Raw genomic sequence first — 12,942 nt, 5'->3', positions numbered from 1 at the left:
CGACGCCGGCCGCGACGACAGATGCGGCCGGCGTCCGCCCTGGTTAGGCTGAGGTCCCCCTGGTCGGCGTCGCGGTGCCGGCCGCCCGCCCGAGGAGCGCCATGCAGCCTGCCGACGCCGCCCCGGCCGCCGCCGAGCCACCCACCGACGCGCCGGATGCGACGCCGGAGCTGGGCGTGGGCGGCAACGTCCGGCCCGGCGCGGCCCCGGTCCCGCCGCCCCGTTCGGTGCCGGCCGAGGAGACCGTCCCGGCCGAGGTCGACGACGCTCGGCGGGCGGCCTCAGCCGATGCCGCGCCGGCAGCTACCGCCGCCGGGTTGACCGAGCGGGAACAGGCGATCCTCGCCTTCGAACAGCAGTGGTGGCGGCACGCCGGCGCGAAGGAACAGGCCATCCGGGACGCCTTCGGCCTTTCTGCCACCCGCTACTACCAGCTGCTCAACGGACTGCTCGACAACCCGGCCGCGCTCGCCGCCGAGCCGGTGCTGATCGGCCGGCTTCGCCGGCTGCGTTCCTCCCGCGCCCGCAACCGCCGCCGCTGAGCACATCCGCCCGCGCCCGCGCCACCTCGGCCTGATCCGTCGCACAGGGGCGCAAGGACCGTCCCGGTACGGCGCCGGCGCCCCTGGCGGACCTGTCCGGTCTGACCCGAACTCGATTGGTCCAGCCCGCTGCGGAGCCGCTGCACCGGCTCATCCGGTCTGGCCGGCACCGGCGGAACTGCCGCACACCGCATCCGTGGTCGGTCCCGTCCCCTCGCCGCCGATCGTCCCGTGCCGACCTTCCACGGCCCGGCTCGGAGTGGGCAGGTGACCTGTTCGGATTCCCGTCCGCCGCCAGGGCCTCGTGGTCCGGCGGCGGGCGAATGTCGCGGATCCGGACGGGTACGCGGAGACCGTTCCGGGTCACACCGTGGCCTGGGGCCTAGGAAGGGAGTGCACGATGACGGCGATCAACCAGAACAGACCGCCGGCTGGCACCGCTGAGCAGGCCCGCGAGCAGGCGTCCCGTGTCGGTCACCAGACCGCACAGGCCGGTGGTCAGATCGGCCACGCCGCAGCCGAGCAGGGCAGGCAGGTGGCCGAGCAGGCGCGCGAGCAGGCCCGGCAGCTGACCGGGGAGGCTACCTCGCAGCTGCGCGAGCAGGCCCGGTCCCAGCAGCACCGGGCTGCGGAGGGATTGCGGAGCATCGGCCGTGAACTCGGCTCGGTGGCCGACCGCAGCGATTCCGCGCTCACCGGTGAGGCAGTCCGTCAGGCGGCGGGCGCCGCGCAGCGGGCCGCCGGCTGGCTCGACGAACGCGAGCCCGGCGACGTGCTGAACGAGGTGCGCGACTACGCGCGTCAGCACCCGGGCAGGTTCCTGGCCGGGGCGGCGATGGCCGGACTGCTGCTCGGCCGGCTCACCCGGAGCATGAAGTCCCCGGACCACGAGGGTGGCCCGGGTGCCCGGCGGGAGACCAGCCCGCAGCCGTATGGTCGGCAGGCCGAGGCGCCGTACTCGAGTGCCGGGCCCTACGCCGGTACGGCCCGGGCGCAGAACATCTCGCCTGACGGCCGGCGGGAGCGTGACATCCCGGGCGGAGTGGCACCATGAGCGCCCCGGAGAAGGAACGCACCCAGTCGGTCGGCGACCTGATGGGTGACGTCAGTCGCAACATGTCCACGTTGTTCCGTCAGGAGATTCAGCTGGCCAAGACGGAACTGCGTGAGGAGGCGACCCAGGCCGGCAAGGCCGGCGGCATGTTCGGTGGCGCGGCGCTGGCCGGGTTCCTGACCGTGCTGTTCGTCTCGTACGCGGCCTGGTGGGGTCTGTCCAACGTGATGGACCAGGGCTGGGCAGCGCTGATCGTGGCGGCTTTCTGGGCCGTGGTCACGGCGATCCTGGCCGTGACCGGGCGGAACAGGCTGCGTGATTTCAAGGGCGTGCTGCCCAGGACTCAGCAGACCGCACGGCAGATACCGGATGCGATGCGGGGCCGGTGACCCCGAGCCGCGAGGGAGCAGACGATGTCGAGTGATTCGGATCGGATCCGACAACAGATCGAGCAGACCCGGAGCGAGTTGAGCAGTGACGTCGACGCGCTGACCGACAAGGTCAACCCGCGGAGGATCGCCGGTGACCGCGTCGGGCAGGCCCGTGGGACGCTTGCCCGGGCTAAGGAGAAGCTGATGGGTACCTCAGGGCAGATGGGCGACAGGGCCGGACAGATGAGCGACCGGGCCGGCCAGCGGATGTCCCAGGCCACCGGCTCGGTGCAGCACGCGGGCCAGGAGGCCGGCCAGCGGATGTCCCAGGCCGCAGGCTCGGTGCAGCACGCGGGTCAGGAGGCCGGCCAGCGGATGTCACACGCCGCCGGTTCCGTCCGGGGCGAGGCGCGCTCGCTCGGGCAGCAGTCCCGGGAACAGGCCCGGGGCAACCCGCTGGCGGCCGGCCTCATCGCCTTCGGCGCCGGGCTGCTCGCCTCCGCCCTGATCCCGGCCAGCCGTCAGGAGCGGCATTTGGCCAGTCAGGCCAAGGGGATGGTCGCTGAGCACTCGGGCGACCTGCGCGGCATGGCCAGCCGGGCTGGGCACGAGCTTCGCGACAACATGCGCGAGCCGGCGCAGCAGGCGGCCCGGTCGGTGGGTTCCACCGCCGTCAAGGGTGCGGCCAACGTCGGGTCCCAGGGCCGTACGGCCGCCCATCAGGTACGAGAGCAGGCGCAGGAGGCTGTCGGTGAGTTCCGGCACCGCTGAGCCGGTACGGGCGGTGGGGCGGGCTCCGCTGATGCGGGTCCGCTCCGCCTCTGCCCCGGCACCCGGACGGGACGTGAACGAGGACGTCGTCTTCCGGCTCGGACCGCTGGTCGGCGTGCTGGACGGCGCCACCGTACCGGCGGGCTTCGACACCGGCTGTGTGCACGGTCCGGAGTGGTACGTCCGGCACCTCGCCGCCCGGATCGGGCTGGCCGAGGCGGCCCGCCCGGCCGCGAACCTGATGAGCAACCTCGCGGCCGCCATCCTCGCGGTGCGGGCCGACCACGGCGGCCAGTGCGACCTGGATCATCCGGGCACCCCGTCGAGCACCGTCTGTCTGCTCCGCGAGGGCGGTGACCAGGTCGACTACCTGGTGCTCTGCGACAGCCCGCTGGTGTTGGACGCCGGTGGCCGGGTCACCGTCGTCGCGGACGACCGCCTCGACGTCGCGATGGCCGAGCTGCGAGGCACCGCCGCGTTGCTGCCGGCGGGGGCCGCCGACCGGGCCGCCCGGTTCCGGCAGGCCGTGACGGTGCAGCGGGGGTGGATGAACCAGACCCACGGCTACTGGGTGGCCGCCGCCGACCCGGACGCGGCGTACCACGCGGTGGCCGGTTCGGTGCCGCTGCGCGGGCCGGGCGCGCTGCGCCGGGCTCTGCTGCTCTCCGACGGCGCCTCGAGCGCGGTCGAGGAGTTCGGTCTGGTCGACTGGGCCGGGCTGCTGGACGTGGTGACCATGGAGGGACCGGACGCGCTGATAGATCGGGTCCGGACCGCGGAGCGCGACCTGCCGGATCGGCTACGCCGGCACAAGCGCTCGGACGACGCCTCGGTGGTGCTCTGCGAGTTCGACTCGGGCGACAGCGGAGCGTGAGGCGGCACCCCACGCCGCCCGACCGGCCGGTACCTGTCGACGGACCGCCAGTCACCGCTGGATGGGGTGGACTTCTCCCGGTAGGGCCGGCAGACTGCGGCACGTGGCGGGTACGGTCCGGTTGGAGCCGGTGGACGAGCGGAACCTCGAGCCGTTGCTCTCCGTAGCGGCCGCGGAGGCGGAGCCGGGTGACGTGATGCCCCCGGTGGAGGCCCCGGCCGGCTGGTCGCTCGCCCGCCGGGAGGCCTTCCGTGAATACCACCGGGCCAGCTTCGGCGGGCTGACCGGCCCGACCCGGACCCAGATGTACGCGATCCTGGCCGGGGGCGAGGTGGTCGGCATGGTCCGGATGACGCGCTGCGACGAGCCGGGCACGGTGGAGACCGGGATGTGGCTCGGTCGGTCGGCGCGCGGCCAGGGCATCGGCGGTGCCGCTCTGCGGGAACTGCTCAACGAGGCGGCCGCAGCCGGCATGCGCGCCGTCGTGGCGGAGACCACCCGAGACAACGCCGGTGCCCTGTCGGTATTGGAAAAGAGTGGCGCCAAATTGCGTGAGGACGGCGAAAAGGTGCGCGCGGAAATCTGTCTGGATTCGACTCCGCCGGCCCGCTGATCCCGTTAGCGCTGTCTTTCCTCCTGTCTCCTTACCGCTACTGATCTGCAATTACGCGCCTTGGTGTCCGGTTTGTCTCGGCAGACGCCTGCCTTTCTGAATTCGCCTGTCCGCGCTTTCGCCGGAAATTGTGAATACGGTTTCGCGGCTATGCCCCCGGGTACTGCCCGCCGGGTCCGCCATTACGGGACGCCTGATTGCAGGTCCCGCTCGTGTCGATCGACGGGCCCTCTTTCGGCCCCGACCGCAGCAGGCGTCCGGACCGCGGGGGAGCGAAGGAGAACTGATGAACAGCGGAACACGAATCGGACTGGCAGTGGGCATCGGCTACCTGGTGGGTCGCCGCCGCAAACTGCGTACCGCACTCGCCCTGGCCGCCGCGGTCGCCGCCGGCCGGGCCAGCCGGGAGCCGGGCGGGTTGTGGCAAAAGGGCACGGACCTGTTGCAGTCGTCCCCGCACCTGGCCCACCTCGGCCGCCTCGGTGGCCCGCTCGCCGTGGCGGGCAAGGCGGCGGCGACGGCCGCCGCCGGCAACGGCATCGACGCTCTCAGCGGCAAGTTGCGCGGCTCGGCGGACTCGTTGCGCCGCCGCACCGTCGACATCACCGAGCAGGTGACGGGCGGCCCGCACTCCGACGGCGAGGCCGAGCGGCCCTCGCGGGTCGACGCGGGTGAGCCCGCCGGCCAGCGACGGGGGCGGTGACCATGGCTTCCAGCGCGGGCTCACGAGAACTGGTCGACAAGCTTCGTGGCCAGCTCGCCGACGACGTGAAGAGCCTGGCCGGAGCGCTCGGTGAACGGGCCGTCGCCGCGGTGACCGAACGAGTGACCGGCGCGACCGGCCGGCTCGGCGATTACGCCAAGCAGGGCGGCGGCCCAGGACTGATCGCCGCCGCCACCGGCGCGCAGCGACTGGCCGAGGGCGACTCCCCGGTGAAAGCGATGTTCCATGCCGGGGTGGCCGGCAGCAAGGAGAAGGTGATGTCGGCGCTCGGCAGGCGGAAGGGGGGCGCCGGCGGCGGCCGGAAGCTCAAGGTGACCAACATCGTCGAGACGATCGAGGTCGGCGTGCCGATCCGGGTCGCCTACAACCAGTGGACCCAGTTCGGCGACTTCCCGAGCTTCATGAAGAAGGTCGAGAACGTCGACACCGAGTCCGACGAGAAGCTGAACTGGAAGGCGCAGATCTTCTGGTCGCACCGGAGCTGGGAGTCGACCATCGTCCGGCAGATCCCGGACCGGCTCATCCACTGGCGTTCCAAGGGCGACAAGGGCTCGGTCGACGGCACGGTCAGCTTCCACGAGGTGACCGGCGACCTGACCCGGATCCTGGTCGTGCTCGAGTACCACCCGCAGGGCCTCTTCGAGCACACCGGGAACCTCTGGCGGGCCCAGGGGCGACGAGTCCGGCTGGAGCTCAAGCACTTCGTCCGGCACGTGATGACGCAGACCGTCCTCGACCCGGACGCGGTGCAGGGCTGGCGCGGTGAGATCGAGGACTCGCAGGTGGTCCGGGACCACGACACCGCCGTCCGGGAGGAGCAGGAGAGCGCCCGGCGCGAATCCGAGGAGCAGGAGCGACGGGCGCCCGGCGGCGGTAGGCAACCCGCCGAGGAGGAGCCCGCCGAGGAGGAGCAGGCCGAGGAGCAGCCGCGCCGGGAGCGGGCCCGACCCGTCGCCCGCCGTCGGCCGGCCCGTCGACGCCCGGCCGACGAGGAGTACGAGTACGAGGACGAGTACGACGAGGCGTACGAGGAGGAGCCCGAGGAGCCGGAGGCTCCGGAGGAGCCCCGCCCGGCGCGCCGGCGGGTCACGGAGCGGGCCCGTCGCCCGCGTGCCACCGAGGAGCCGGAGCCGCGGCCCCGGCGGGCACCGGAACCGCCGCGCCGTCCGGTGGTACGTCGTCGTCGAGAGGAGCGGGACGAATGACCGTGGCAACCACCGGCGGTTCGGCCGGCAGCGCGCTGGAGCGCAGCGGGTCGTCGTCGGGCCTGGCCGACGTGGTGGAGACCGTGCTCGACAAGGGCGTCGTGATTGACGCCCAGGTCTCCGTCGCGGTGGTCGGGATCCAGCTGCTGGAGATCAACGCCCGGGTGGTGGTGGCGAGCGTCGAGACGTACCTGCGGTTCGCCGAGGCGGTGGACCGGCTCGACATCACCCCCCGCAACCAGAAGGGGCTACCCGACCTCGTCCAGGGGGCCTCCGGGGCGGTCACCGCCGGAAAGGCGGTGTCCGGGCTCGGCAAGACCGTCGGGGCGCTCGGCGGCGCTGTCCGCGACGCGGTCGGCGACCTCGGCGCGGACCGCGAGCGGGACCGGGACCGACCCCGGCGCCGCCGTCGGGACGAGGAGCGCTGAGATGGCCGACACGACAGGATTGTTCATCTACGGCATCGTGCCGTCCGACGTGGAGCCGACCCCGGATGCCGCCGGGGTCGGCGACCCGCCGGGCGAGGTGACCGTCGTCCGGCGCGGCGACGTGGCCGCCCTGGTGAGCGAGGTGCCGCTGGAGGCGGCGCTCGGCAGGCCGGCGGACCTCACCGCGTACCAGACCCTGCTCGACGGGACCGCCCCGGTGGCCCCGGTGCTGCCGGTGCGCTTCGGCACCGTGGTCACCGGGGAGGACGCGGTCGCCGACCTGCTGGACGCGCACCACGACCGGTTCGCCGCCGCCCTCGACGAGTTGGAGGGGTTGGTCCAGTACGTCGTGCACGGCCGCTACGACGAGCCGGCGCTGATCGCTGCGGTGCTGGAGCAGAACCCGGCCGCCGCCGACCTGGCCGACCAGGTACGCGGCCGCCCGGAGGAGGTGAGCCGGGAGCAGCGGATCCGGCTCGGCGAGATGATCAGTCAGGCGGTGGAGCTGCGCCGGGAGGCGGAGAACCGGGAACTGCTCGACCGGCTGAAGCCGTTCGCCGTGTCGAGCCTGCCCCGACAGCCCAGCAACGAACTGGACGCGGCGAACGCCGCCTTCCTGGTCGACGCCGACCGGGAGGACGAGTTCGTGGACACCGTCGAGGAGTTCGCCGAGCAACGCCGCGGGCTGGTCCGGATGCGGCTGCTCGGCCCGCTCGCCCCGTACGACTTCGTCAGCGCCCACGAGCTGGCGGGCTGAGGCGTATGGACATCCTCGGGACGCTGCTGACCCTGCCGTACGCCCCGGTCCGTGGCCTGACCGCGGTGGTCAAGGTGATCGCCCGGGAGGCGGAGTCGCAGCTGTACAACCCGGCCAACATCCGCCGGGAACTGGAGGCGTTGGACGCGGCGGCCGCCGCCGGCGAGCTGACCGCCGAGGAGCGGGACCAGCGGCAGCAGCAGGTGCTGGCCCGGCTGACCGGCGGCACCGCCCGCCCGGCGGCCGCCACCGGCTCGCCCGAACCGGGACCGGCCACGGCCGACGCCGGGCCGGCCCGGTACGACGGGCCGGCGGGAGGCGCCGGGCGTGCCGGGGCCGGCACGCGGCGCGGCGCGGTGGTCCGGCGGCGTGGCGACGAGCCACGGGACCGGTCCCGGACCGCCCGGCCGGGCGCCGAGCGGAACGGGCGCCCAGGTGGGCGCGGGCGCGGCGAAGCAGGAGGAGGTGTACGCGATGACGGATCTGATCCGCGGCGACGGCGACCGGACGCGCCGGCGTGAACCCGAGCCGGAGGACGACTGGGCCGACGACGAGGAGTACGTCGAGCCGTTGTCGGCGGCCGAGGCGGCCCGTGAGGGGCTGCGCCAGGTCGTCGAGCTGACCGGCCGGGAACCGGTCGGCACCACCTCGCTGCGGGCGGTCCAGGACGGTTGGCTGGTCGGCGTGGAGGTGGTCGAGGACCGGCGGATCCCGGCGTCGACCGATCTGCTCGGCCTCTACGAGGTGGAACTCGACCTCGACGGTGTGCTGCTCGGCTACCGGCGGGTGCGGCGCTACCAGCGGGGGAAGGGCGAGGTGGGCTGAGATGACGAGTGTCCCGTCGGTGGTGCAGAACTCCGGCCAGGTGCTGCCGGCCGGCCACGAGCCGGCCAATCTCGGCGACATCCTGGAACGGGTGCTCGACCGGGGAATCGTGATCGCCGGCGACATCCGGGTGAGCCTGCTCGACATCGAGCTGCTGACGCTGAAGCTGCGACTGGTCATCGCCTCGGTCGACACCGCCCGGCAGATCGGCATCGACTGGTGGGAGCACGATCCGTGGCTCAGCTCCCGGGCCCGCCCGCCGGTGGAGCCCGGCCCCCGCGATCCGGAGCAGGTCGAGGCCGAACGCCGTCCCCGGGTTGCCGCCCGGGCGCAGCGACGGGACGCGGGACGGGAGGAGTGGGATGAGTTCGACGGTTGACGCGGCCGGCCCGCCGGGGCGTACCGGCGGGGACGCCGGCCGCTGGCTGCACGGCGTGGTCCGGGAGGCCGATCTGGGGCTGCTGGGCGCGATCACCGGGATGGCCGCCGAGCCGGTCCGTCCGGTCCGGGCGGCGGGCCTGGTGGCCGTGGTGAGCGACGTGCCGCTGACCGAGTACGGCGAGGAGGCGCTGCGTGGCAACCTGGAGGACCTGGCCTGGCTGGAACGCGCGGCCCGGGCACACCACCGGGTGGTCGACGCACTGACCCGCGCCGGCGCCGTGGTGCCGGCCCGGCTGGCCACCGTGCACCACGACGACGCGCGGGTCGCCGCCTCGCTCACCGAGCGCCGCGCCGAACTGGTCACCCTGCTCGACCGGCTCACCGGTCGCGGCGAGTGGGGCGTCAAGGGGTACGTCGTGCCGGGCACGGCGCCCCGGGCCGAGCAGACCGCCGGCCCGGGCGGCGCCGGCGCGGCGTACCTGCGGCGACGCCGGGCCCAGCTCACCGCCCGCGAGGACGGGCAGCGGGCCGCCGACTCGGCCGCCGCGGCGGTGCACGAGGCGCTCGCCCGGCACGCGGTGGCTGCCCGGCGACACGCGCCGCAGGACCGCCGGCTCTCGGGGGCGCCCACCGCCATGGCGCTCAACGGCGCGTACCTGGTGGACGCGGGAGCGCTGGCCGGCTTCGCCGGGCTGGTGGAGGCGCTCGGCACACGTCATCCCGAGCTGCGGCTGGAGCTGACCGGCCCGTGGCCGCCGTACTCCTTCGTGGCGGAACGGTCGGCGGAGCCGGCGCTGACCGTGCGGGAGCCGGCGTGACCGGCGGGGCGCGGCGGTCGGCACGATGACCACCTCGCTCGCCCCGAACAGCGCGGACGACCCGCTGGCCTACCGGCCGGTGGCCCTGGTCGACCTGCTCGACCGGGTGCTGGCCACCGGCGTGGTGGTCAGCGGCGACATCACCCTCGCCATCGCCGACGTGGACCTGGTGCGCATCTCGCTGCGCGCCCTGATCGCCTCGGTCGGTGCGCTCGCCCCACCCGAGCCGGGCGACCTGCCGTCGGCGGGCGCGCCGATCGAGCCGATCGTGGACCTCGCATGACCGCCCCGGACGAGGTAGCTGGGTCCGGCCGGGACGGGGCGGGTGGAGCCGGCCGGGACGAGGCGGCTGGAGCCGGCCGGGACGAGGCCGCCGCGCTGGCCGCCGCGCTGGACGCGCCGCAGTGGCGTCCACCCCGGGTGACCCCGCTGGACCGGCGGCTCACGGTGGACCGCGACTCCGTCGAGCGGGGACTGGCCAGCCTGGTGCTCACCGTGGTCGAGCTGCTCCGCCAGCTGATGGAGCGCCAGGCGCTGCGCCGGGTGGAGCTGGGCGACCTCACCGAGGAGCAGATCGAACGGATCGGCGTGACGCTGATGGCGTTGGAGGAGCAGATGGTCGGGTTGCGCGAGCACTTCGGCCTGACCCCGGAGGACCTGAACCTAGACCTCGGCCCCCTGGGCCCCCTCCTACCCACCGACTGACCCCGCCCTCCCCGGGCTGGTCCCGTTGATCATGAAGTTATTGCCCGGGACACGCCCTACGGCGGGCAACAACTTCATGATCAACCGGGGGTCGTGGCGGGGACCGTGGGTGGGGTCAGGGTTGGCGGGCCTGGGCGTAGGCGGCGAGCCAGGCGACCTGGGCCGGGTCGAGGGAGGGGCGGACCCGCTGCCGGGCCGCCGCGACGTGGGCGGCGGTGACCGTGGAGGCGGTCAGCGACTCGCGCATCGCGGCCAGCGCCGCCTCCCGGACCAGCGCCGCGCAGTCCGCCGCCGAGAAGCCGTCCAGCTCGCCGCCGAGCCCGGGCAGGTCCACGTCCGGTGCCAGCGGCACGTTGCGGGCGGCGGCCCGCAGGATCTCGGCCCGGGCCGCCGCGTCCGGCGGCGGCACATAGACCAACCGCTCGAGTCGTCCCGGCCGCAGCAGGGCCGGGTCGACCAGGTCCGGCCGGTTGGTCGCGCCGACCACCACCACGTTGCGCAGGGCCTCCACCCCGTCCAGCTCGGTGAGCAGCGCGGCGACCACCCGGTCGGTCGTACCGCCGTCGGAGGCCTGGCCGCGGACCGGCGCGAGGGCGTCCACCTCGTCGAGGAAGATCAGGGTGGGAGCGGCCTCGCGGGCCCGGCGGAACAGCTCGCGGACCGCGCGCTCGCTCTCGCCGACCCACTTGGAGAGCAGCTCGGCGCCCTTCACCGAGAGCACGTTCGCCCGCCCCGAGCCGGCCAACGCGGTGACCAGGTAGGTCTTTCCGCAACCGGGCGGGCCGTAGAGCAGGACCCCGCGCGGCGGCTGCACGCCGAGCCGGGCGAAGGTGTCCGGGTAGGTCAGCGGCCAGAGCACCGATTCGGTCAGCGTCTGCTTCACCTCGGTCAGGTCGCCAACGTCGTCGAGGGTCACCGTGGCCAGCTCCAGCGTGGACGCGGCCATCGTGGTCGGCCGGACCACCTCCAGCGCGGCCGTGAAGTCGGCCATCGCCACGGTCGGGTTCTCCGCCGACTTCTGCCGCAGCGCCGCCCGTACCCCGGCTTCGCGGACCAGCGCGGCCAGGTCGGCGGCGACGAACCCCGGGGTCCGGCCGGCGATCTCGTCGAGCCGGACGTCCTCGGCGAGCGGAACCTGGCGGGTGAGCACGGTCAGCTGGTCCCGGCGCAGCGCCGGGTCGGGCAGCGGGATGCTGATCCGCAGGGAGAGCAGGTCCGGGGCGCGCAGCGCCGGATCGACGGCCTCCGGCCGGCCGGTGGTGCAGATCACCGCCGCTCCGGCCCGCACCGTCTCGGCCAGCAGCTGGCGGAAGACGGTGGCCACCGGGCCCGGTCCGTCCGCCGGGGCGAGCGCCTCGACGTCGGTGACCAGCAGCACCGCCGGGCCGTTGTCCCGGACCGCGGCGCCGGCCGCGCGCAGCCGTTCCGCGGCGGCCTGGTTGGTCAGCGCCGCCACCTCCGGCGCCCAGAGGGCGCAGACCCGGGCACCGACCTGTGCGGAGACCGCGCGGACCAGGGCCGACTTTCCGGAGCCGGCCGGCCCGGCGATCAGGACGCCGAGCGAGACCCTCGTGCCGAGCCGGCCCAGCACCTCCCGGTGGTGGAAGCCCAGGTCGAGCAGTTCGGTCAGCTCCTCGGCCTGGGCCCGCAGCCCGGGCAGCTCGTCGACGGCCGGCGCGTCCGCCGGCACCGCTGCCTCGACCGCGCCGGCGGTCGTCGCCCCGAGGCCACCGTTGCGGCGTGCGGCCCGGGCGGGGGTGCCGCTGGAACCGGTGCCCGCGCCCGTCGTGCCGACCCCGGCCGCGGCGCCGTGGGTGACCGGCCCATGCTCCCAGCCGACCAGGGTGTCCATGGTGACCAGCGCGCCGCCGGTCGGCTCCGCAGCGACCACCGTGAGCAGGGTGCTGGTCCAGGCGTAGCCGACAGTGTTCGCCAGGCTGCGCCGGGCCGCCTCGACCAGGCTGCGGACCGAGGCGTCCGGCAGCACGTCCTGGGGCAGCAGGGAGACGTCGTCGCCGGCGGTGACCACCTTGCCGAGCAGTGCCAGCCGGAGCATCTCCGGACTCACCGCCGCGACGATCTCCACCGGCCCGGCCAGGGTGACCCGGCTGGCCGCGACCACCGGGAGCGGGCTCACCGTCACCTGACCACCGTCGCGGACGCCGAGGTTGCCCAGCACCAGGTCGTCGGCGTAGAGCAGAGCGGTGCTCGCGCCCGACTCGGCCGCCGCCACGATGCCGGCGGTCACCCGCCGGCCGGCCAGCCGGACCGGGTCGCCGGGGCGCAGCCCCAGCGCGGTGAGCACCTCCGGATGCAGCCGGACGACGCCACGGCGGGCGTCCAGCGCCGCCGGCCGCAGGCTCGCGGTCAGGGTCAACTCGGGGTGCGCCACCGCCCGACCCTAGCCTCCGACCGCCCGCGCCGTCCGGTCAGCGCTGCTGGTCCCGGTCGCTGAGCAGCGACGGGTCGCGGCGGATCAGCTCCGCCAGCCGGGCCGCCGGGTCCGGGGCCGGGCCGCGCTGGCCGGGCGCCCACCCCGGCACCGTCTTGACCGACATCGGCCAGGCCGGCGGGGGTGCGGCCGGCTCCGCGCCGACGGTCACCTCGCCGCCGGTCCAGGCGACCCGCAGCGGGTACGTCCGCCCGCCCAGCTCCACCTGGACGCTCATCGCCAGCCCGGGACGCCCGGCCACCACCCGGCGCAGCGCCTCGGCGACCTCCTGGACCGGGTCGTCGTCCATGGCTGCGTCGCTCTCCAGCCGGTGCGCGCCCGCCTCCCGGCCGGGGGACCCGGTCGGCTCGGCGGCTCGTCGGCGCAGCGCGTCCTCGCGCCGGGCCATCCGGGCCAGTGTCTCGTCCAACCCATCTCTCATC

General features: G+C 74.6%; 16 protein-coding genes and 2 pseudogenes. 16 read left to right on the top strand and 2 right to left on the bottom strand.

Going from position 1 to position 12,942, the window contains the following annotated elements; all coding sequences use genetic code 11:
* The first annotated feature begins 101 nt into the window (after positions 1 to 101).
* From ACIP9D_RS25735 to ACIP9D_RS25660, 16 genes and pseudogenes are all read left to right on the top strand, one after another.
* Positions 102 to 542: a DUF3263 domain-containing protein gene (locus ACIP9D_RS25735; protein WP_350873450.1), complete on the top strand. Its 441-nt coding sequence runs from the start codon at positions 102 to 104 to the stop codon at positions 540 to 542.
* Between the two features lie 400 nt (positions 543 to 942).
* Entirely contained in the window at positions 943 to 1,596 is a 654-nt protein-coding gene (locus tag ACIP9D_RS25730) for a hypothetical protein (RefSeq protein WP_350873449.1), read from the top strand.
* Positions 1,593 to 1,985, top strand: coding sequence for a phage holin family protein (locus ACIP9D_RS25725; RefSeq protein WP_350873448.1), 393 nt, complete (start codon positions 1,593 to 1,595; stop codon positions 1,983 to 1,985). The genes ACIP9D_RS25730 and ACIP9D_RS25725 overlap by 4 nt, the downstream gene beginning before the upstream one ends.
* Before the next feature lie 24 nt (positions 1,986 to 2,009).
* On the top strand, positions 2,010 to 2,738 hold the full coding sequence (locus ACIP9D_RS25720; RefSeq protein WP_350873447.1) for a DUF3618 domain-containing protein: 729 nt from the start codon (positions 2,010 to 2,012) through the stop codon (positions 2,736 to 2,738).
* Entirely contained in the window at positions 2,719 to 3,612 is an 894-nt protein-coding gene (locus ACIP9D_RS25715) for a hypothetical protein (protein WP_350873446.1), read from the top strand. The genes ACIP9D_RS25720 and ACIP9D_RS25715 overlap by 20 nt, the downstream gene beginning before the upstream one ends.
* A gap of 103 nt (positions 3,613 to 3,715) precedes the next feature.
* Positions 3,716 to 4,225, top strand: coding sequence for a GNAT family N-acetyltransferase (locus ACIP9D_RS25710; protein WP_350873445.1), 510 nt, complete (start codon positions 3,716 to 3,718; stop codon positions 4,223 to 4,225).
* A gap of 286 nt (positions 4,226 to 4,511) precedes the next feature.
* Positions 4,512 to 4,928 (top strand): hypothetical protein, encoded by a 417-nt coding sequence (locus ACIP9D_RS25705; protein WP_350873444.1) that lies wholly within the window; start codon positions 4,512 to 4,514, stop codon positions 4,926 to 4,928.
* Positions 4,929 to 4,930: 2 nt separating this feature from the next.
* Positions 4,931 to 6,154 (top strand): SRPBCC family protein, encoded by a 1,224-nt coding sequence (locus ACIP9D_RS25700; RefSeq protein ID WP_350873443.1) that lies wholly within the window; start codon positions 4,931 to 4,933, stop codon positions 6,152 to 6,154.
* Positions 6,151 to 6,366: pseudogene (gene gvpJ / locus ACIP9D_RS25695) on the top strand (gas vesicle protein GvpJ); the annotation flags it as partial. The gene ACIP9D_RS25700 and the pseudogene gvpJ (ACIP9D_RS25695), both read left to right, overlap by 4 nt.
* 217 nt (positions 6,367 to 6,583) lie before the next feature.
* Positions 6,584 to 7,339 carry a GvpL/GvpF family gas vesicle protein gene (locus ACIP9D_RS25690; protein ID WP_350873442.1) on the top strand — a complete coding sequence of 252 codons (756 nt, stop codon included), beginning with the start codon at positions 6,584 to 6,586 and terminating at the stop codon, positions 7,337 to 7,339.
* A gap of 5 nt (positions 7,340 to 7,344) precedes the next feature.
* Positions 7,345 to 7,860, top strand: coding sequence for a gas vesicle protein GvpG (locus tag ACIP9D_RS25685; protein WP_350873441.1), 516 nt, complete (start codon positions 7,345 to 7,347; stop codon positions 7,858 to 7,860).
* On the top strand, positions 7,814 to 8,164 hold the full coding sequence (locus ACIP9D_RS25680; protein ID WP_350873440.1) for a gas vesicle protein: 351 nt from the start codon (positions 7,814 to 7,816) through the stop codon (positions 8,162 to 8,164). Before ACIP9D_RS25685 ends, ACIP9D_RS25680 begins: the two co-directional genes overlap by 47 nt.
* A gap of 40 nt (positions 8,165 to 8,204) precedes the next feature.
* A pseudogene (gene gvpJ, locus ACIP9D_RS25675) lies at positions 8,205 to 8,360 on the top strand (gas vesicle protein GvpJ); the annotation flags it as partial.
* A 166-nt stretch (positions 8,361 to 8,526) separates the two neighbouring features.
* Positions 8,527 to 9,363 carry a GvpL/GvpF family gas vesicle protein gene (locus ACIP9D_RS25670; protein ID WP_350873438.1) on the top strand — a complete coding sequence of 279 codons (837 nt, stop codon included), beginning with the start codon at positions 8,527 to 8,529 and terminating at the stop codon, positions 9,361 to 9,363.
* Positions 9,364 to 9,388: 25 nt separating this feature from the next.
* Positions 9,389 to 9,646, top strand: coding sequence for a gas vesicle protein (locus ACIP9D_RS25665; protein WP_350873437.1), 258 nt, complete (start codon positions 9,389 to 9,391; stop codon positions 9,644 to 9,646).
* Positions 9,643 to 10,068 (top strand): gas vesicle protein K, encoded by a 426-nt coding sequence (locus ACIP9D_RS25660; protein ID WP_350873436.1) that lies wholly within the window; start codon positions 9,643 to 9,645, stop codon positions 10,066 to 10,068. Before ACIP9D_RS25665 ends, ACIP9D_RS25660 begins: the two co-directional genes overlap by 4 nt.
* Positions 10,069 to 10,183: 115 nt before the next feature.
* On the opposite strand, the gene ACIP9D_RS25655 is transcribed toward ACIP9D_RS25660, so the two are convergent.
* Positions 10,184 to 12,460, bottom strand: a complete 2,277-nt coding sequence (locus tag ACIP9D_RS25655) for an AAA family ATPase (RefSeq protein WP_350873435.1) — start codon at positions 12,458 to 12,460, stop codon at positions 10,184 to 10,186.
* Between the two features lie 37 nt (positions 12,461 to 12,497).
* On the bottom strand, positions 12,498 to 12,941 hold the full coding sequence (locus ACIP9D_RS25650; RefSeq protein WP_350873434.1) for a hypothetical protein: 444 nt from the start codon (positions 12,939 to 12,941) through the stop codon (positions 12,498 to 12,500).
* Between the last annotated feature and the right edge of the window lies 1 nt (position 12,942).

Origin of the sequence: Micromonospora sp. NPDC093243 (assembly GCF_044753725.1) — a bacterium.
Lineage (GTDB): Bacteria > Actinomycetota > Actinomycetes > Mycobacteriales > Micromonosporaceae > Micromonospora.
Note: the sequence above shows the minus strand (reverse complement) of the source record. Positions and strands in the feature narration are given on the sequence as shown.